General features: G+C 64.3%; 18 protein-coding genes. 8 read left to right on the top strand and 10 right to left on the bottom strand.

Annotated elements, in window-relative coordinates; translation table 11 throughout:
* Positions 1-86 precede the first annotated feature (86 nt).
* Both ACOZK4_RS18670 and ACOZK4_RS18675 read left to right on the top strand, forming a co-directional pair.
* A complete protein-coding gene (locus ACOZK4_RS18670) occupies positions 87-668 on the top strand; it encodes an IMPACT family protein (RefSeq protein ID WP_421593184.1) in 582 nt (193 codons plus the stop codon).
* Positions 669-925: 257 nt separating this feature from the next.
* Entirely contained in the window at positions 926-1,585 is a 660-nt protein-coding gene (locus ACOZK4_RS18675) for a peroxiredoxin (protein ID WP_313532618.1), read from the top strand.
* Positions 1,586-1,755: 170 nt separating this feature from the next.
* On the opposite strand, the gene ACOZK4_RS18680 is transcribed toward ACOZK4_RS18675, so the two are convergent.
* From ACOZK4_RS18680 to gcl, 4 genes are all read right to left on the bottom strand, one after another.
* On the bottom strand, positions 1,756-3,024 hold the full coding sequence (locus ACOZK4_RS18680) for a glycerate kinase type-2 family protein (RefSeq protein ID WP_421593168.1): 1,269 nt from the start codon (positions 3,022-3,024) through the stop codon (positions 1,756-1,758).
* 165 nt (positions 3,025-3,189) lie between these two features.
* Positions 3,190-4,074: a 2-hydroxy-3-oxopropionate reductase gene (locus ACOZK4_RS18685; RefSeq protein WP_421593169.1), complete on the bottom strand. Its 885-nt coding sequence runs from the start codon at positions 4,072-4,074 to the stop codon at positions 3,190-3,192.
* A 33-nt stretch (positions 4,075-4,107) separates the two neighbouring features.
* Entirely contained in the window at positions 4,108-4,887 is a 780-nt protein-coding gene (gene hyi, locus ACOZK4_RS18690; RefSeq protein WP_421593170.1) for a hydroxypyruvate isomerase, read from the bottom strand.
* 16 nt (positions 4,888-4,903) lie between these two features.
* On the bottom strand, positions 4,904-6,691 hold the full coding sequence (gene gcl, locus ACOZK4_RS18695) for a glyoxylate carboligase (RefSeq protein WP_421593171.1): 1,788 nt from the start codon (positions 6,689-6,691) through the stop codon (positions 4,904-4,906).
* Positions 6,692-6,855: 164 nt separating this feature from the next.
* On the opposite strand from gcl, the gene bhcR reads away from it, so the two are divergent.
* Together bhcR and ACOZK4_RS18705 are read left to right on the top strand one after the other, a co-directional pair.
* A complete protein-coding gene (gene bhcR / locus ACOZK4_RS18700) occupies positions 6,856-7,683 on the top strand; it encodes an HTH-type transcriptional regulator BhcR (protein WP_313531367.1) in 828 nt (275 codons plus the stop codon).
* A gap of 52 nt (positions 7,684-7,735) precedes the next feature.
* Entirely contained in the window at positions 7,736-8,029 is a 294-nt protein-coding gene (locus ACOZK4_RS18705; RefSeq protein WP_421593172.1) for a hypothetical protein, read from the top strand.
* Here the strand turns inward: ACOZK4_RS18705 and guaD are convergent, their stop codons facing one another.
* Together guaD and ACOZK4_RS18715 are read right to left on the bottom strand one after the other, a co-directional pair.
* Positions 8,030-9,370 carry a guanine deaminase gene (guaD, locus tag ACOZK4_RS18710; RefSeq protein WP_421593173.1) on the bottom strand — a complete coding sequence of 447 codons (1,341 nt, stop codon included), beginning with the start codon at positions 9,368-9,370 and terminating at the stop codon, positions 8,030-8,032.
* On the bottom strand, positions 9,367-10,608 hold the full coding sequence (locus tag ACOZK4_RS18715; RefSeq protein ID WP_313531362.1) for a urate hydroxylase PuuD: 1,242 nt from the start codon (positions 10,606-10,608) through the stop codon (positions 9,367-9,369). The genes guaD and ACOZK4_RS18715 overlap by 4 nt, the downstream gene beginning before the upstream one ends.
* A gap of 143 nt (positions 10,609-10,751) precedes the next feature.
* Between ACOZK4_RS18715 and ACOZK4_RS18720 the strand changes: the two genes are divergently transcribed.
* Positions 10,752-11,699, top strand: coding sequence for a LysR family transcriptional regulator (locus ACOZK4_RS18720; RefSeq protein ID WP_421593174.1), 948 nt, complete (start codon positions 10,752-10,754; stop codon positions 11,697-11,699).
* On the opposite strand, the gene xdhC is transcribed toward ACOZK4_RS18720, so the two are convergent.
* From xdhC to uraH, 4 genes are read right to left on the bottom strand one after another with little or no spacing between them, the layout of a single operon-like run.
* Positions 11,636-12,520: a xanthine dehydrogenase accessory protein XdhC gene (gene xdhC, locus ACOZK4_RS18725; protein ID WP_421593175.1), complete on the bottom strand. Its 885-nt coding sequence runs from the start codon at positions 12,518-12,520 to the stop codon at positions 11,636-11,638. The genes ACOZK4_RS18720 and xdhC overlap by 64 nt on opposite strands.
* 4 nt (positions 12,521-12,524) lie before the next feature.
* Positions 12,525-14,879, bottom strand: a complete 2,355-nt coding sequence (gene xdhB / locus ACOZK4_RS18730; protein WP_421593176.1) for a xanthine dehydrogenase molybdopterin binding subunit — start codon at positions 14,877-14,879, stop codon at positions 12,525-12,527.
* A 4-nt stretch (positions 14,880-14,883) separates the two neighbouring features.
* Positions 14,884-16,368: a xanthine dehydrogenase small subunit gene (gene xdhA, locus ACOZK4_RS18735; protein WP_421593177.1), complete on the bottom strand. Its 1,485-nt coding sequence runs from the start codon at positions 16,366-16,368 to the stop codon at positions 14,884-14,886.
* Positions 16,369-16,372: 4 nt separating this feature from the next.
* Positions 16,373-16,738: a hydroxyisourate hydrolase gene (gene uraH, locus ACOZK4_RS18740; RefSeq protein ID WP_421593178.1), complete on the bottom strand. Its 366-nt coding sequence runs from the start codon at positions 16,736-16,738 to the stop codon at positions 16,373-16,375.
* Between the two features lie 160 nt (positions 16,739-16,898).
* Between uraH and puuE the strand changes: the two genes are divergently transcribed.
* The 3 genes from puuE to ACOZK4_RS18755 are packed head-to-tail and all read left to right on the top strand — an operon-like array spanning position 16,899 to position 19,818.
* Positions 16,899-18,317 carry an allantoinase PuuE gene (gene puuE, locus ACOZK4_RS18745; RefSeq protein WP_421593179.1) on the top strand — a complete coding sequence of 473 codons (1,419 nt, stop codon included), beginning with the start codon at positions 16,899-16,901 and terminating at the stop codon, positions 18,315-18,317.
* 11 nt (positions 18,318-18,328) lie between these two features.
* Positions 18,329-19,336: an allantoicase gene (alc, locus tag ACOZK4_RS18750; protein WP_313531351.1), complete on the top strand. Its 1,008-nt coding sequence runs from the start codon at positions 18,329-18,331 to the stop codon at positions 19,334-19,336.
* Positions 19,333-19,818, top strand: a complete 486-nt coding sequence (locus ACOZK4_RS18755; protein WP_313531349.1) for an ureidoglycolate lyase — start codon at positions 19,333-19,335, stop codon at positions 19,816-19,818. The genes alc and ACOZK4_RS18755 overlap by 4 nt, the downstream gene beginning before the upstream one ends.
* Positions 19,819-19,830: the final 12 nt, after the last annotated feature.

Raw genomic sequence — 19,830 nt, forward strand, 5'->3', positions numbered from 1 at the left:
GTCTATAGAATTAGTGCATTATTCTGCGCTTGCCGGCGAGGCCTCCGAACGGCTAGGAGGCGGTAACCCGAATGGACGCCGCCCCCTTGTACACGCTGGACCAGACCGAGCATTTCGAGCAGGAGATCCGCAAGAGCCGGTTCCTGGCAATCGCCTGCCCGGTCGAGAGCGAGGTCGAGGCGAAAGCGCGGCTGACGGAAGTTTCCGACCTTTCGGCAAACCACAATTGCTGGGCCTGGCGCATCGGCCAGGCCTATCGGTTCAGCGACGACGGCGAGCCGAGCGGCACGGCGGGCAAGCCGATCCTGCAGGCCATCGATGGCCAGGCGCTCGATCGCACGCTGGTCGTCGTCACGCGCCGGTTCGGCGGCATTCTTCTCGGCAGCGGCGGGCTGATGCGCGCCTATGGCGGCACGGCATCCCTTTGCCTGCGGGCGGCGGCCAAAACGGAATATGTCGAGCGCGCGGCGCTCTCCGTCTCGCTCGGCTTTTCCGATCTGGCACTGGTCAAGGCACGGCTTGCGGCGCTGCCGGGCTTGATGATCGACGACGAGGTTTTCCATGACAGCGGTGCGCGTCTGTTCTTCCGCATTCCCTCGGAGCGGGCGGAAGAGACACTGCGGCTGATCGTCGATCTGACAAGCGGACGCGCCGAAATCGGCGAATAGGGCCGTTTTGCCTGTCCGGTAAAATAAAATCGCCTTTCCACCCGGAGGCGGCTTGGCGGAACGGTTTGGCGCAGAGCGCGGGACTTGCCGAAAGCCGTGTTTGCGGCAGCGAGAACGGCGCAAAGATGCGCTCGCCGGTCCCCAGCGGCGGCACCCTGCCGCTATAGGCAAGCCGGGATTTTCGGTCTATCTAACCGCCCGGATACACGTTTCGCGGGCTCTGCCTGCGGCCCCGCACGACAGAGAGGACCACCCCCATGAGCCTTCGCATCAACGACATCGCTCCTGATTTCACCGCCGAAACCACCGCCGGCACGATCAATTTCCATGAGTGGATCGGCAATGGCTGGGCCGTGCTCTTCTCGCACCCCAAGAACTTCACTCCGGTCTGCACCACCGAGCTCGGCGCCATGGCCGGCCTCGAAGGCGAGTTCCGCAAGCGCGGCGTCAAGATCATCGGCATCTCGGTCGATCCGGTCGAAAGCCACGGCAAGTGGAAGGCCGACATCCGCACCGCCACCGGCTTCGACGTCGACTATCCGCTGATCGGCGACAAGGACCTCGCGGTCGCCAAGCTCTACGACATGCTGCCGGCCGCTGCCGGTGATAGCTCGGAAGGCCGCACGCCCGCCGACAACGCCACGGTTCGCTCCGTCTTCGTCATCGGCCCGGACAAGAAGATCAAGCTGATCCTCACCTATCCGATGACCACGGGCCGCAACTTCGCAGAAATCCTGCGCGCGATCGATTCGATCCAGCTCACCAGCAAGCACCAGGTCGCCACGCCGGCCAACTGGCAACAGGGCGACGACGTCATCATCACGGCCGCCGTTTCCAACGAGGACGCCATCGCCCGCTTCGGCTCGTTCGATACGGTGTTGCCTTACCTGCGCAAGACCAAGCAGCCGGCCGCTTAAAGTTCACGCCTTCTCCTCCGTCATGCTCGGGCTTGACCCGAGCATCCGCCCGCTGCGGGTGGGGCGTCGATCCTCGCGTCAAGCCCGAGGATGACGTTGGTGGGAGGCAACGGAAAAGGGAAAACATCAAAACAAAACAGCCCCGGCAAGCCGGGGCTGTTTTGTTTGGGCTATTGAATGAGGATCGCCCTGAAGTCGTTGACATTCGTCCCGGTCGGCCCCGGCACGAAGAGGTCACCGAGCGTGTCGAAAACCGTCCAGCTGTCATTGCGCGAGAGGTACTCGGCGGCGTCCTTGCCCTTGTCGGCGAGGCGCGCGACGGTGGTGCCATCGGCGAAGGCGCCGGCATTGTCTTCCGAACCGTCGATACCATCCGTATCGGCAGCAAGGGCGTAAAGTCCTTCGAGGCCGTCGGCCGCGCAGGCGAAGGACAGCAGGAACTCGCCGTTGCGGCCGCCCTTGCCCTTGCCCTTGATCGTCACGGTGGTTTCGCCGCCCGAGAGAATGACGACGGGCTTCGTGAACGGCCGGTCGCGGCGCACCACTTCGGCAGCGATAGCGGCATGCACGCGGCCAACTTCGGAGGCCTCGCCCTCGATGGCATCGGAGAGGATGACAGCCTCGACGCCGGCCTTGCGGGCGGCTTCGGCGGCGGCTTCGAGCGACACGGCGGCGGAGGCGACCAGCTTCACCTCGTTGCGGGCAAAACACGCGTCGCTCGGCAGCGGCGGCTCGTCCTTGCCGTCGCGGATATGGCGCATGATGGCTTCGGGCAGGTCAAGGCGGTAGCGCTCGATGAGGCGCAGCGCGTCGGCGCGTGTGGTTGCGTCGGCAATGGTCGGGCCGGAGGCAACGAGCGCCGGGTTGTCGCCGGGAATATCGGAAACGACCAGCGAAACGACGCGCGCCGGGTGCGCAAGGGCGGCAAGCCGGCCGCCCTTGATACGCGAGACCTGCTTGCGCACGGCGTTCATGGCGCTGATCGGCGCACCGGAGGCCAAGAGCGCCTTGTTGACGGCGATCTCGTCGGCCAGCGTCAGGTCACCGGCGGGTGCGGGCAGCAGGGCCGAGCCGCCGCCGCAGACCAGCGCGACGACGAGGTCGTCTTCGGTGAGGCCACGCACGGCGGCCATCAGCCGGCCGGAGGCGAGCAGGCCGCTGTCGTCAGGCACCGGATGGGCAGCTTCCAGAACCTCGATGCGTTCGCAGGGCACGGCATAGCCGTAACGCGTGACGATCACGCCGGTCAGCGGCGCATCCCACAGGCGCTCGAAGGCCCGGGCCATCTGCGCGGCACCCTTGCCGGCACCGATCACCACCGTGCGGCCCTTCGGCTTTTCCGGCAGATTGGCAGCCAGAACCTTGTCCGGATCGGCCGCGGCGACGGCAACGGAAAACAGGGTTTCGAGAAAGGCGCGCGGGTCTGCGATAGCGGGCATCGGTTCCTCCAAATCTGCGGTGCGCAGGTCTTATAAAACATAACCCCTCATCCGCAAGCCGGCGCCGTCCCTCGAATGAGTAACGACGCGGCGGGATGAGGGGCCATGTCTCCTCCTCCAGAAAGGGTGACCGGGCGGGGCTCCCCTCCCCGCCCGGTCAGGCCGTCATGCGACGGCGTGGTTCGCCATGCGCTCCAGCGCCGTGACGAGACCTGAGTGATCGAGGCCGGCATCGCCATGGGCGGCGCACTGGTTGAAGAGTTCCTGCGTCGAGGCGGTGTTGGGCAGCGAAACGCCCAGCGCCTTGGCGCCCTGGAGAGCCAGGTTGAGGTCCTTCTGGTGCAGCGAGATGCGGAAGCCAGGATCGAAAGTACGCTTGACCATGCGGTCGCCATGCACTTCGAGAATGCGCGAGGAGGCAAAGCCGCCCATCAGCGCTTCACGGACGCGGGCCGGATCGGCACCGGCCTTGGACGCGAAGACGAGGGCTTCGGCAACGGCTTCGATGGTGAGAGCGACGATGATCTGGTTGGCGACCTTGGTCACCTGGCCGTCGCCGCAATCGCCGACGAGCGTGATGTTCTTGCCCATCAGCTGGAAGAGCGGAAGCGCGCGGTCGAAGCTTTCCTGCGAACCGCCGGCCATGATGGAGAGCGAAGCATTCTTGGCGCCGACTTCGCCGCCCGAAACCGGACCGTCGACATATTCGGCACCGGTTTCACGGACCTTTTTGGCGAATTCCTTGGTGGCGATCGGCGAGATCGAGCTCATGTCGATGACGAGTTTGCCGGCCTTGAGGCCGAGGGCGACGCCGTTTTCGCCGAACAGAACGTCCTGCACTTCCGGGGTGTCGGGCAGCATGAGGATGATCGTGTCGACGGTCTCGGCCAGCGCCTTCGGGCTGTCGACGATCTTGAGGCCGTTATCGACGAGATCCTTGTGCGGCGGGATGAAGAACTTCGAGGTGATGACCGTGTGGCCGGCATTCTGCAGGTGGCGCGCCATGGGGGTGCCCATGATACCGAGGCCGATGAAACCGATATTTGCCATGATTTTGTCTCCCAATCTAAAAGTATTGCTTGTTCAGCGACCGACTTCAGCGAGCCAGCCGAGGCCTTCCTCGGTGGTCGTGCGCGGCTTGTATTCGCAGCCGATCCAGCCGTCGTAGCCGAGCGCGTCAAGCGTCTTGAACACGAAGGGATAGGCGATCTCGCCGGTACCCGGCTCGTTGCGGCCGGGATTGTCGGCAAGCTGCACGTGGACGATCTTCGCCTGGTGCTTCTTGAACGTGCCGATCAGTTCGCCCTCGGTGCGCTGCTGGTGGTAGAGGTCGTACTGGATATAGAGGTTGTCGGAACCGACTTCCGCGATGATCGAGGCCGCCTGGTCCGGGGTGTTCAGGTAGAAGCCCGGAATGTCGAAGTGGTTGATCGGCTCGATCAAGAGCTTGATGCCGTGCTTGCCGAGTTCGGCGGCCGCCAGCTTCAGGTTGGCGACGAAGGTGGCGCGCAGCACGCTGTCAGATACGCCGGCCGGCGCGATGCCCGACAGGCAGTTGATCTGCCTGCAGCCGAGCGTCGTCGCGTAATCGATCGCCTTGGCCACACCTTCACGGAACTCGTCAACGCGGTCGGGCAGGACGGCGATGCCGCGTTCGCCACCGGCCCAGTTGCCGGCCGGCAGATTGTGCAGCACCTGCGTCAGGCCATGTTTGTCGAGTTCGGCGCGGATCGCGTCCTTGTCGAAATCGTAGGGGAAGAGATATTCGACGCCCTCGAAGCCGGCCTTGGCGGCAAGCGCGAAACGCTCCATGAAGGGCGCCTCGTTGAAGAGCATGGTCAGGTTGGCCGCAAATTTCGGCATTTTCTTCTCCCTAAAATCAATCGAGCAGTGCGGCAAGCGTCGCGGTCGGCGCATCTTCACCGCGTTCGGCCAGTTCCTCGAACTCCACGACGGCGTTGATGTCAGCGCCCATGGCGATGTTGGTGACGCGCTCGAGGATGAACTCGATGACGACGGGAACCTGGTGTTCCTTCATCAGCTTCTCAGCCGTGTTGAAGGCTTCCTGGAACTCGTTGGCGCTGCGGACACGGATCGCCTTGCAGCCGAGACCTTCGGCAACCGCGACGTGGTCGACGCCGTAGCCGGCTTCCGAATCGCCCGTCGCATTGATGTTGTCGAAGGCGAGCGAGACCTCGAAGTCCATGTTGAAGCCGCGCTGGGCCTGGCGGATGAGGCCGAGATACGAGTTGTTCACGACGACATGCAGGTAGGGCAGCTTGTGCTGGGCGCCGACGGCCAGTTCCTCGATCATGAACTGGAAGTCGTAGTCGCCCGACAGAGCGACGATCTTGCGGTCCGGATCGGCGGCGCGGACACCGAGCGCTGCCGGCAGCGTCCAGCCGAGCGGGCCGGCCTGGCCGCAGTTGATCCAGTTGCGCGGCTTGTAGACGTGCAGGAACTGCGCGCCGGCGATCTGGGAAAGACCGATGGTCGAGACGTAGCAGGTGTCGCGGTCGAAGGCCTTGTTCATCTCTTCATAGACGCGCTGCGGCTTCAGCGGCATCTGGTCGAAATGCGTCTTGCGCAGCATGGTGCGCTTGCGGTCCTGGCACTCGCCGGCCCAGTTGGACCAGTCGCGCAGCTTGCCGGCAGCCTTCCATTCGGTCGCAACCTCGACGAAGACCTGCAGGGCAGCACCCGCATCCGAGACGATGCCGAAGTCGGGCGTGAAGACGCGGCCGATCTGGGTCGGCTCGATGTCGACGTGAACGAACTTGCGCCCTTCCGTGTAGGTCGGGATGTTGCCGGTGTGGCGGTTGGCCCAGCGGTTGCCGATGCCTAAGACGAAGTCCGAGGCGAGCAGCGTCGCATTGCCGTAGCGGTGCGAGGTCTGCAGGCCGCACATGCCGGCCATCAGCGGGTGGTCGTCCGGGATCGTGCCCCAGCCCATCAGGGTCGGGATGACGGGGACGCCGGTGATTTCGGCAAGCTCGACCAAGAGGTCGGAGGCATTGGCATTGATGATACCGCCGCCAGCGACGATCAGCGGACGCTCGGATGCGTTGAGCATCGTCAGGGCCTTTTCGGCCTGGGCGCGGGTCGCGGCCGGCTTGTAGGGCGTCAGCGGCTCGTAGGCGTCGATGTCGAACTCGATCTCGGCGAGCTGGACGTCGATCGGCAGATCGACCAGAACGGGACCGGGACGGCCCGACCGCATGGTGTGGAAGGCCTTCTGGAAGACATAGGGAACGAGGCCCGGCTCCATGACCGTGACGGCCCACTTGGTGACGGGGGCTGCGATCTTGGCGATATCGACCGCCTGGAAATCTTCCTTGTCGAGGCGCGCGCGCGGCGCCTGGCCGGTGACGCAGAGGATCGGGATCGAGTCGGCCTGGGCCGAATAGAGGCCGGTGATCATGTCGGTGCCGGCGGGACCGGAGGTGCCGATGCACAGGCCGATATTGCCGGCGCGGGCACGGGTATAGCCTTCGGCCATATGGCTTGCGCCTTCGACGTGGCGGGCAAGGATGTGGCGGACCGAGCCGCGGGCCTTCAGCGCCGAATAGAAGGGATTGATTGCAGCCCCCGGAACGCCGAAGGCGCAATCGATGCCTTCCTTCTCCAGAACCAGAACCGCTGCATCGACAGCACGCATTTTTGCCATGGGTTTTTCCTCCGTCTCTTGGGATGGAAGGTAGCGAATTCCGTTCGACGCGCAATCACAAAATGGAAATCAATCCCATCAGATGGAAATAAACATTTTCAACGAATCTGGAACAATCACCGCGAGCCAGATATGGAATGATGCGGCGACGAGGGAGAATGGCTATGGCGGAGCATCAGGAAAAGACACGCGGGCGGCCCGGCCGAAAACCGGCGGCAGATGCCGCACCGTCCTCCGTGCAGGTGCTGGATAGAAGCCTGAAGCTGCTGGACCTGGTGGCGCAGGCCGATGGCGCAGGCCTGACCGACCTTGCCGACCAGTCCGGCATGGCGCCCTCCACGGTACACCGTCTGCTGACCTCGCTTGCCCAGCACGGCATGGTGACCCATGACGGCGAGACCGGCGCCTGGACGATCGGCGTCAAGGCCTTCGAGATCGGCACCGCCTATCTGCGCTTCCGCAAGCTCGGCACGATCAGCCGTCCCTTCCTCAAACAATTGATGGAGGGCTGCGGCGAGACCGCCAATATCGCCATCGAGGACGACGGCGATGTGGTCTTCATCTCGCAGGTGGAAAGCCATGCGCCGATGCGCGCCTTTTTCCGTCCCGGCCGGCGCGGGCCGATCCATGCCTCGGGCATCGGAAAAGCGATCCTTTCCACCTGGCAGGATGCCCGCATCGAAGCGCTGCTGGCCGGCCGCACGCTCGCCCATTTCACCGACAAGACCCGCGACAGCGTGCCCTTGCTGCTCGCGGATATCGAAAAAATTCGCGCCCGCGGCTTCTCCATCGATGACGAGGAACACACGCTCGGCATGCGCTGCGTCGCCGCGCCGATCTTCGACGAATATGGCGAGGCCGTGGCCGGCATTTCCGTCTCCGGGCCGGCGGTGCGCCTGCCCGACAGCAAGGTCGATGCGCTCGGCCCGGTCGTGCGGGCGGCGGCGGAAGGATTGACGAAGGCGATGGGCGGGCGGGTGAAACGCGCTTGACTTCACCGGCACGAGTGCCAGTCTTGCGGCGATATCACGAAAGGATTTGCCGATGACCAAAGCCCGTTTTGCCGTTGCCGCCGCAGCGCTGTTTGTTGCAAGCCCGGCTTTCGCGAAAATCCCGCTCGTCAATGCCACTTGCCCCGGCAATATCGAGGTGCATGCCGACGAGGGCGGGCCGATCTATATCAATGGCAAGGAAGCGAAACTTCACGTCTTCAACGACAATTACTACGAGGCCAAGGGCCACGGGGTGACGGTCTCGCTCTCCATCAACCCGGATGGTTCGGCCGCCGTCTCCTATACGGGACACGGCGGCGCGAATGGTGTCTGCACCGTCAAATAATCAGGTGTTTTCGAGCAACCGGCTTGCCGCCGCTGCGCGCTTGCCCTTGCCCTTCATCGGCTTGCCGGCAATGTAGACCTCGGCGACGCAGCGGTCGTCGCCCATCGTCTGAAGGATGAACAGCTCCTCCAGCAGCGATTTCGCCGTGCGCATGCGGTATTCCATCGCCGACTTGCCGCTGGAATCCAGCACGACGATATCCGCGTCCGCGCCCGCATGCAGCGAACCGATCTCGTTCTCCAGGCCGAGCGCGCGGGCATTGCCGAGCGTCATGCGATAGAAGGAATTGAACGGCGTGAGCTTCTGGCCCCGGAGGTGCAGCACCTTGTAGGCCTCGTCCATCGTTTCCAGCATGGAAAAGCTGGTGCCGGCGCCGACATCGGTCGCGACCGACCAGCGGGCACCGGCCTTGTCGAACCGGTCGCGGTCGAACAGGCCCGAACCGAGGAACAGGTTCGAGGTCGGGCAGAAAACACCGACGCTGCGGGTTTCGGCAAGGACACCGATTTCGCGGTCGCTCAAATGGATGCAGTGGCCGAGCAGCATGCGCTCGTTCAGAAGGCCATAGCGGGCATAGATGTCCGTATAGTCCTTGGCCTTCGGATAGAGCGAGGTCGCGAAGGCGATCTCGTCGTGGTTCTCCGAAAGATGGGTCTGGACGTAGCAGGTCGGATGCTCGGCGACGAGCGCCTGGCTCATCTCCATCTGCTCCGGCGTCGAGGTGATGGCGAAGCGCGGGCTGATGGCGTAGAGCGCCCGGCCGCGGCCGTGCCACTTTTCGATCAGCGCCTTGGTCTCGTCATAACCCTGTTGCGGCGTGTCGCGCAGCGCTTCCGGCGCGTTGCGATCCATCATCACCTTGCCGCCGATCATGCGCATGCCGCGCGCTTCGGCCGCCGTGAAATAGGCGTCGACGCTTTCGGGATGCACCGAACAATAGGCGACGGCCGTGGTGGTGCCGTTCGACAAGAGTTCGTCCATGAAGCGGTCCGCCACGGCTGCCGCATGGGCGGCCTGGGCGAACTTCTGCTCCTCGACGAAGATATAGGTGTTCAGCCATTCGAGGAGCTGCGCACCGTAGGAGGCGATTGCCTGGGTCTGCGGGAAGTGCAAATGCGTATCGATAAGGCCCGGCAGAACGAGGTTCGGCCGGTGATCGGCCACCTCGACATCCGCGCCGGCAAGCTTGCTGATGTCAGCATAATCGCCTGCGTCCACCACCTTGCCGCCACGCACGAAGACGGCGCCGTCCTCGAAGTAGCGATAGGAGGCCGTGTCGTCGATGCCCTGAGGCTCGGCGACGAAGGTCAGCACCCGTCCGCGGATCAGGCGCTCGGTCATTGGGTCTTCTCCCCGCTAACCGCACTTTCATACCAGGCGACGAAGAGCTTGCGCTCCTCGTCCGAGACCTGGGTCACATTGGCCGGCGGCATTGCATGCGAACGGCCGGCCTGGAGATAGATTTCGCGGGCATGCTTGGCGATATCGCCGTCGGTTTCCAGCGTCACGCCCTTCGGCGGCGTGACCATACCTTCCCAGCCCGGCTCCTTGGCGTGGCACATGGCGCAGCGGCCCGCGATCGTATCGCGCACCTTCGGGAAGGCTTCCGCCGTCACGAAGGGCTGCTGGGCGGCCGAGAGCTTAGCATCGGCCGCTTCACCGGTCAGGATCTTCGGCACCGTGGAAAGCCACATGATGGCGACGAAGAGCAGGGCGGTGACGAGCCAGGTCCAGGTCGGATTGCCCGTGCCGGCGTGGGTCGTGTTGAAGTAGTGGCGGATCGTGACGCCCATCAGGAAGACCAGCGAGGCGATGATCCAGTTGAACTCCGTGCCGAAGGCCAGCGGATAGTGGTTCGACAGCATCAGGAACAGCACGGGCAGCGTCAGGTAGTTGTTGTGCGTGGAGCGCTGCTTGGCGATCTTGCCGTATTTCGGATCGGGCGTGCGGCCGGCGATGAGGTCGGCGACGACGATGCGCTGGTTCGGCATGATGATGAAGAACACGTTCGCCGACATGATCGTGGCCGTGAAAGCGCCGAGATGCAGGAATGCGGCGCGGCCGGTGAAGAGCTGCGTATAACCCCAGGCGACGACGACGAGGATGAAATACAGCGCCACCATCAGGCGCGTGTTGTCGTTGCCGAAGGGCGACTTGCAGATCAGGTCGTACATGATCCAGCCGAAGGCGAGCGAACCGAGCGAGATGGCGATGGCCACCGGCTTGGATACATTCAGCACGTTCGGATCGATGAGGTAGAGGTCCGCACCCGCATAATAGACGAGACAGAGCATCGCGAAGCCCGAGAGCCAGGTGGCATAGCTTTCCCACTTGAACCACACGAGATGTTCCGGCATCGCGGCGGGTGCCACGAGGTACTTCTGGATGTGGTAGAAACCACCGCCGTGCACCTGCCATTCCTCGCCATGCGCACCCGCCGGCAGGCCGGGATGCTTCTTCAGGCCGAGGTCGAGCGCCACGAAATAAAACGATGAACCAATCCAGGCGATGGCCGTGATGACATGCAGCCAGCGCACCGCGAACATGACCCAATCCCAGGCAATGGCGTATTCGTACATGGGGATACCCTCCTCCCGATCTTCACGGAAATGAATGCCATCAAGTCATTTTCTAGAAAATCCCGGTGAATCACTAACACTTTCAAAAAAAACTAAAAGATGACCCCCACTTTGCTCCGCACACCGATGTGGTAGAAAGGGCCATGTCCTATCTCGATAATGTGCGCGTCTTCGTTCGCGTGGTCGAACTCGGTACCCTCTCGGCGGCGGGGCGCGACCAGCGCGTCACCCCCGCGGTCGCCAGCAATCGCATTAAGGAACTCGAACGCCATCTCGGCGTGCGGCTGTTCAACCGCACCACGCGCAAGCTGTCGCCGACCGAGCACGGCCGGGTGTTCTACGAAGGCGCGGTGAAGATCATCGAGGCCGTCAACGAGGCGGAAGCCGCCATCGCCGACCTCTCGCGCAACCCGAAGGGGTCGCTGCGCATCACCGCCCCGCTCGGCATCGGCCGCCGGCTGATCGCCTCCGGCATTCCGGAATTCCACGACAAGTATCCGGATATCGAGGTGCGCGTGCGCTTGTCGGACCACAATGTCGATATCCTCGCCGAGGGCGTCGATGTCGCCTTCAAGCTGGGCGTGCTCGAGGATTCCAACCTGCGCATGCGCGGTATCCTCAAATGCGAGCGCGTGCTCTGCGCCTCGCCGGACTATCTTGCCCGCCGCGGCACACCGAAGAACGCCGATGCGCTGATCGCCGACAAGCACGAATGTCTCCTGCTGCGCTATCCCGGCTCGAAGGAATACTATTGGACGCTCGTCACCGCAGACGGTCCGCGCAAATTCGAGGTCGGCGGCCCCTATGACAGCGACGACGGCGACGTGCTGACGCAATGGGCGCTGGAGGGTCGCGGCATCATCAACAAGCCACTGTTCGAGGTGAAGGCGCATCTGACCGACGGCCGTCTGGTGGAGATCCTCAAGGAAACCCCGCCCGCCTCCGCCCAGCTCGCCGCCATCTACCCGCACAAGCGGTTTCAGGACCCGAAAGTGCGCCTGATGATCGACTTCATGGCCGAGCGATGTCAGCGGCTGATCGGCAAGCTGCTTGGCGAGGAGCCGGCGGTTGAAACGGCCGACGAGGACTGAGCCCCTTTTGCCGACCATGTCAGCGCCGCCGTCATGATCTCCGACGCGGCAAGCGTCGCGATGACGGCCGGGCGCTTGTCCTTTACCGCCGTGCCGCCGATCGGGCAGACGAGGTTTTCGAACAGATCGGGATGGCCGATTTCGCGCGACAGCCAGTTGCGGAATGTGGCGCGTTTGGTCTTCGAGCCGATCATGCCGACATAGGCGGCATCCGGGCGCTTCAGCGCTTCGGCGGCGATCAGGAAATCCAGTGCGTGGTCATGAGTCAGGATCACGAAACTGCTGCCGGCAGGCGCGTCGCGCACCACGGCCTCGGGCATCGCCGTCAGGCACGTCTCGATGCGCGGCACCGTCGAGGCGATGAGTTCGTCCTCGCGGGTATCCACCAGAATGACGCGGAGCGGCGCCAGCGACAGCGCCATGGCGAGCGCATCGCCGACATGGCCGGCACCGAAGACATAGACATGCGGGCGCGAGGCCATTTCGCGATCGCTGCGGGCAATGAGGTCACGCGCAATCAGCGGCGTCACCGCCGTGAAGGTCAATCCGACCCGGCCGCCGCAGCACTGGCCGATTTCCGGGCCGAGCGGCACGTTCATCGGCTCGGCGGCGACGTTGAAGCGCAGCGCCCGCCGCGCATGGTCGATCGCCATATATTCGAGCTGCCCGCCGCCGATCGTCGCGAAGATGCCGCGTTCCGACACCAGCATGAAGGCATCCGTGTCGCGCGGCGTCGAGCCCGCCGCGCCCGTCACTTCCACCAGGATCGAAGCCTGCGCCCGGCGCAGAAAGTCCCTGATATCTTCGCGCGCGGCGGGCATGGTCTCACCCTTTCTTCTGGGCCTTGAGCCGCTCGATGGCCATCAGCACGCATTCGGGCGTCGCCGGCGCATCGAGTTGCGGGCAGATCTTGTGATCGGCCACAGCCGCCACCGCGTCCGACAGCGCATGCAGCACGGCAAGGCCGAGCGGCAGCGGCGGCTCACCGACCGCCTTCGAGCGATGGACCGTCGGCTCGTAGGCCTCCGACCAGTCGGTGAGGTTGACGTTGAAGATTTTCGGGCGATCCGAGGCGAGCGGGATCTTGTAGGTGGAGGGCGCGTGCGTGCGCAGCCGCCCCTTGCCGTCCCACCACAGTTCCTCCGTCGTCAGCCATCCCATGCCCTGGATGAAGCCGCCCTCGATCTGGCCGATATCGATGATCTTGTTCAGCGAACGGCCGGTATCGTGCAGGATATCGGTGCGCTCGACGACATATTCACCAGTCAGCGTATCGACGGAGACTTCCGAACAGGCCGCGCCATAGGCGTAGTAGTAGAAGGCGTGGCCGCGACCCTTCGAGCGGTCCCAGTGGATCTTCGGCGTCTTGTAGAAGCCTGCCGCCGAGAGCTGGATACGCGCCATATAGGCCTGCTTGACGAGATCGTTGAACGCGATCTCGGCATTGCCGATGCGCACGCGGTTGGGCAGGAAGACCACCTGATCGCGCGGGATCTGGTATTTTTCCGCCGCGAAATCGATCAGCCGGTCCTTGATCTGGCGGGCGGCATCCTGTGCCGCCATGCCGTTCAGGTCAGCACCCGAGGAGGCGGCGGTCGGCGAGGTGTTCGGCACCTTGGCCGTCGTCGTGGCGGTGATCTTCACGCGGTCGAGATCGATCTGGAACTCTTCCGCCACCACCTGCGCCACCTTCAGGTGCAGGCCCTGGCCCATTTCCGTGCCGCCGTGGTTCATGTGCACGGAACCGTCCGTATAGACATGCACCAGCGCGCCGGCCTGGTTGGATTCCGTCTTGGTGAAGGAGATGCCGAATTTCACCGGCGTCAGCGCCAGGCCGCGCTTGACGAAGCGGCTGTTGGCGTTGAATTCCCGGATCGACTTGCGGCGGCCGGCATAGTCGGCGCTCTCTTCCAGCTCGGCGACGATGCGCTGGATGATGCAGTCCTCGACCTTCTGGTGATAGGGCGTGAGGTTACGCTCACCCTCCACGCCCATGGCGTCATAAAAATTCAGCTTGCGGATATCGAGCGGGTCCTTGCCGACGGCGAAGGCCACTTCATCGATGACGCGTTCCGCGCCGACCATGCCCTGGGGACCGCCGAAACCGCGGAATGCGGTGTTCGAGACCGTGTTTGTATGCAAGAGCGACGACTTGGCATGCACATGCGGGAAGAAATAGGCGTTGTCGCAGTGGAACAGCGCCCGGTCGCCCACCGGACCGGAGAGGTCGGCCGAGAAACCGGCCCTGAGCGCGAAGGTGTAGTCGATGCCGAGGATGCGACCCTCGTCGTCGAAACCGACATCGTAGTCGATGGCGAAATCGTGCCGCTTGCCGGTCGCGACCATGTCTTCATCGCGGTCGAGGCGAACCTTGACGGCGCGGTTGAGCTTCTTGGCGGCGATGGCGGCGAGTGCGGCGCACTGGTTGGCCTGCGTCTCCTTGCCGCCGAAACCGCCGCCCATGCGGCGCACTTCCACCGCAACCGCATTGCTCGGCACGCCGAGCGCATGGGCGATCATGTGCTGCGTCTCGCTCGGACCCTGCGTCGAGCAATGGACGAGAACCTCGTCATCCTCGCCGGGTATGGCGAGCGACACCTGCCCCTCAAGATAGAAATGGTCCTGCCCGCCGAGCCGCATGCGGCCCTTCACCCGGCGCGGCGCGCTTTCGAGTGCCGCGGCCGCATCACCGCGCTGCAGCGTCAGCGGCGGGAAGACCTGGGGATGCGTCGTCTGGTCGAGATCCCAGATATCGATATTGGCCGGCAGTTCCTCATATTCGATCCTGGCGAGCCGAGCGGCGCGACGTGCCTCCTCGCGGGTTTCCGCGATGACGCAGAAGATCGGCTGGCCGTGGAACTGGACCTTGCCTTCCGCCAGAACCGGGTCGTCATGCATGCCCGAGGGCGAGATGTCGTTGACGCCGGGAATGTCTTCATAGGTCAAAACGTCGACGACGCCGGGGGCAGCGCGGACGGCCGAGAGATCGACGGATTTCAGGAGGCCGTGCGCGACGGTCGAGAGGCCGAGGCCCGCATGCAGCGTGCCGGCCGGCTCGGTGATGTCGTCGATATAGACGGCGGTTCCGGCGACATGCTTGTGCGCGGAATCGTGGCGCACGCTCGCATGGACGCCGCCTTCGATTTTCTCGGCCTTGAGATCGGGGGTGTGCTTGTTCATGGGCTCACGCAGCCTCGTATCTGGACACTTGCGCGGTCGCCGCGCCTGACGTCGTTTCCGTGTAGAACCGCAGCAGCAGGTTTTTCGCCACCAGAGCGCGGTATTCCGCAGTGGCGCGCATGTCGGTCAGCGGGGTGTAATCCTCCGCATATTTCTCCATGGCCGCTTCCACCGTCGCCTCGGTCCATTTCTGACCGAGAAGCGCCTTTTCCACGGCGAAGGCACGCTTCGGCGTCGCCGCCATGCCGCCGTAAGCGATGGTGATGCCGGTGACGGTGCCATCGGCCGAAAGCGCCAGGCGGAAGGCGCCGAGCGATGCCGTGATGTCCTCGTCGCGGCGCTTCGTCACCTTATAGACGGCGAACTTTTCACCCGAAGCGGGCGCGGGCACATGCACCGCTTCCACGAATTCGCCCGGCTGGCGGTCCTGCTTGCCATAGGCGATGAAGTAGTCCTCGAGGCGAATGGTGCGCCGCGCCGTGCCTTTGCGCAAGGTCAGCTTCGCATCGAGCGCGATCAGCGCCGGCGGCGTGTCGCCGATCGGCGAGCCGTTGGCGATGTTGCCGCCGATCGTGCCCATGTTGCGCACCTGCTGGCCGCCGATGCGCTCGATGAGCGGACCGAGCGCCGGCACATGTCCGGAGAGCGTCTTCAGCGCTTCCGTATAGGTGACGCCGGCACCGATGGTGACCGTGTCGCCCGCAACCGAAATGGATTTCAACCCGTCCAGCCCGGCGATGAAGACGACGGGCGAGATGTCGCGCATATGCTTGGTGACCCAGAGGCCGACATCGGTGGAGCCGGCAACGACGGTCGCGGCAGGCGAGGCCTCCAGCACGGCGGCGAAATCGTCGAGATCGGCGGGAACGACGAAGCGGCTCTTGCCGTCGCCGATCTCGACGCGGGCGCCGTCCTTCAGTGCCTTGAGGCGTGCGATCATCTCGTCGCGCTCGACGAGCAGCGGGTCCTTGTCGGTCCCACCATAGCTGGAAATGGCCCGCGCCGCGCGCAGGATCGGCTCATAGCCGGTGCAGCGACAGAGATTGCCCTGCAGCGCCGTCTCGATCTCTCGGTCGCTCGGGTTCGGCGTCTGCATCCACAGCGCATAGAGCGAGATGACGAAGCCGGGCGTGCAGAAACCGCACTGCGAACCGTGATAATCGACCATCGCCTGCTGCACCGGATGCAGCTTGCCGTCGCGGGCGGCGACATGCTCGACCGTCACGACATGACAGCCGTCGAGCGAGCCCATAAAGCGGATGCAGGCATTGACGCCCTCATAGACGAGGCCGCCCGCGGGAGTGAGCCGGCCGACGAGCACGGTGCAGGCGCCGCAGTCGCCTTCGGCGCAGCCTTCCTTGGTGCCCTTGAGCAGTTTGGAGAGGCGTAGCCAGTCGAGCAGTGTCTGGTCGGGCGCGACGTCGTGCAGCGACACGTCCTGCCCGTTGAGGATGAAGCGCAGTTCGGATCGGATTTTTGGGGCCGCCATGGCATTAGCTCCCGCGGTAAGTGGAATAGCTGAAGGGCGAGACGAGCAGCGGCACATGGTAATGCGCCCCCTCGTCGGCAAGGCCGAAACGGATCGGGATAATATCGAGGAACAGCGGGCCATCGCCGGTGCGGCCGAGATAGTCGCCGGCATGGAAACGCAGTTCGTAGGTGCCGGATTTCATGGTCTCACCAGCGAGAAGCGGCGCGTCGCAACGGCCGTCGTCATTCGTCTGTGTGGTCTTGATCAGGTGGAAGGTTTCGCCTTCGACCCGGTAGAGATCGATGCGCAGGCCTTCCGCAGGCTTGCCGCGCGCCGTATCCAGAACGTGGGTCGTGAGCCGCCCGGCTCCCTGGCTATGAGACTGCATGTTTTCCTCCCGAGCACACTACGCCTGCCATCACTATCCGTCACCCTTTATCCACTGAAAAGCGGTGAGATCGTTCGAGACTTTCAAATTTTCCTGAGGAATGTAACGCGCAAATTTCAGGTTAGCATTTGGCAATCGAAAGCGTTTGGAGGAGCGTTCCATGCGATATTGCCGCGACATGCACGGATATGGTCAGACCCCGCCGAAGGCTCAGTGGCCCGGTGATGCGCGCATCGCCGTCCAGTTCGTCCTAAACTATGAAGAAGGCGGCGAGAACTGCGTGCTGCATGGCGACGCGGCTTCCGAAGCCTTCCTGTCGGAGATCGTCGGCGCCGCCCAATGGCCGGGCCAGCGCCACTGGAACATGGAATCGATCTACGAATACGGCGCCCGCGCCGGCTTCTGGCGCCTGCACCGGCTGCTGACGGAAAAGAACGTGCCCGTCACGGTCTATGGCGTGGCAACCGCACTGCAACGCTCGCCGGCGCAGGTCGCCGCGATGATCGAGGCCGGCTGGGAAATCGCCTCACACGGCCTGAAATGGGTCGAGCACAAGGACATGAGCCCCGAGGACGAGCGCGCGGCCATCGCCGAGGCGATCCGCCTGCACACGCTGGTGACGGGCGAACGCCCGCGCGGCTGGTATACCGGCCGCTGTTCGGTCAACACGGTGGACCTCGTCGCGGAGGCCGGTGGCTTCGACTATATTTCCGACACCTATGCCGACGACCTGCCCTACTGGTACGAGCACAACGGCAAGCAGCAGCTGATCATTCCCTATACGCTCGACGCCAATGACATGCGTTTCGCCACGCCGCAGGGCTTCAACAGCGGCGACCAGTTCTTCACCTATCTGAAGGATTCGTTCGACGCGCTCTATGCCGAAGGCAAGGCGGGTCACCCGAAGATGATGAGCATCGGCCTGCATTGCCGCCTGATGGGCCGTCCCGGCCGCGTCATGGCGCTCGCCCGCTTCATCCACTACATCCAGAGCCACGAGAAGGTCTGGATCCCCCGGCGCGTCGATATTGCCGAGCACTGGGCCAGGAACCATCCGCCGCAGCCGCAGGCCGAGCGCCCCTCGCAGATGCCGGAGGACGTTTTCGTCAAGCGCTACGGCGATATCTACGAACATTCCCCGTGGATCGCCGAGCGCGCCTGGGCGGGTGAACTTTCGCCGGCTAACGATACGGTGGTGGGGCTTGCCGCCGCGCTCGCCTTCCAGTTCCGTGCCGCAAGCGAAGAGGAACGGCTCGGCGTTCTCGTCGCCCACCCGGATCTCGCCGGCAAGCTGGCGCAGGCCAAGCGCCTGACGGCGAGCTCAACCGACGAGCAGGCCTCCGCCGGTCTCGACGCCCTGACGGACGAGGAGCGCGCTCGTTTTACCGATCTCAACGACCGCTATGTGAAGACGTTCGGCTTTCCCTTCATCATCGCCGTGCGCGACAACACCAAGGCAAGCATCCTCGCCGCCTTCGAAAAACGCATCGCCCATGGCCGCGACACCGAATTCGCCACCGCCTGCAAGCAGGTGGAACGCATCGGCTACCTGCGGCTCAAGGCGCTGCTGCCGGACTGAGAGATACGACCATGTCGACCGCCGCCCTGCCCGCCTTCGCACGCGGAACGATCAATCTTGCCTCAGCGGGTCTCGGGGCGAAGGGGCTTTGCGCGACGGACGAGTTCTTCGGCCCGCTGGCGCGTCTGCTCTCCGACGAGCCAGCGGTCTATCATCCCGGCGTCTATGACGCGCATGGCAAATGGATGGACGGCTGGGAAACCCGGCGGCGGCGCGGGCCGGGCCATGATCACGCCGTGATCGCGTTGGCGACCGCAGGCCGCATCCGCGGCTTCGATGTCGATACGGCTTTCTTCACCGGCAACTACCCGACGGCTTGCGCCATCGAGGGCTGTCTGGCGCCCGACGGCCCTAACGAAGCGTCGGAATGGGTGGAGCTTCTGGCACCGAGCCCGCTCGGGCCGAGCGCCCAACATTTCTTCGACTGCGCCGTGGACGGCCTCATCAGCCATGTCCGGTTGCGGATCTATCCCGATGGCGGGGTGGCGCGGCTGCGGGTCTATGGTATTCCCGCGCTGGCGCCCGCCGAAGGGCCGATCGATCTCGCTTCCGCGCTTTCGGGCGGGCAGGTCGTTGCATTTTCCAACGGTCACTACGGCCATCAGCGCTTGCTCGCGCCCGGCCGTGGCGTCAATATGGGCGATGGCTGGGAAACCAGCCGCCGCCGGCAGCCGGGTCACGAGTGGATCGTGGTCAAGCTTGCGGCACGCGCGACGGTCGAAAGCATCGTCGTCGATACCGCCCATTTCAAGGGCAACTACCCGGACGCCTGCTCCATGCAGGCCGCCGATCTGACGGGCACGACGGGGGACCTCCCCACCCTTGTCACCGCCGCGTCGATGTTCTGGCAGGAAGTCCTGCCCGAGCAGAAATTGGCCGCCGACCGTATCCATACGTTCGATGGCCATCTCGTGAAGCAGGCGGGTGCCGTGACGCATGTCCGCCTGAACATTCATCCGGACGGCGGCATCAGCCGTCTGAGGGTTTTTGGCCACACGGCCGAGGGAGGAAAGACATGAAGACCATCGAAATCAGAGAGCTGACCCGCGAGGCCTTCGCGCCCTTCGGCCAGGTCATCGAACAGGACGGCGCGCACAATTTCCCGATCAATGCGGGCAAGTGCACGCGCTTCCACGACCTCGCCAACATCGAGACGACGGGCGAGAAAGCTCGCCCGATGATCAGCCTGCTGCGCGGCGAACCCTATCCGCTGCCGCTGGAACTGAAGATGGTGGAGCGCCATCCGCTCGGCAGCCAGGCCTTCATTCCGCTTGGTGACGCCTCCTTCCTCGTCGTCGTCGCCGAGGAAACGGAAACCGGCCCGGCCGAGCCCATCGCCTTCCGCACCGCCCCCGGCCAGGGCGTCAATATCGGCCGCAACGTCTGGCACGGCATCCTGACGCCGCTCGACAAGACCTCGGATTTCGCCGTGGTCGATCGCGGCGGCGAGGGCGTCAACCTCGAGGAACATTTCTACCAGGAAACCTTCCTGGTCCGCTGATCCACCACCGGG

Origin of the sequence: Shinella sp. M27 (assembly GCF_049199905.1) — a bacterium.
In the GTDB taxonomy this organism is placed as follows: Bacteria; Pseudomonadota; Alphaproteobacteria; order Rhizobiales; family Rhizobiaceae; genus Shinella.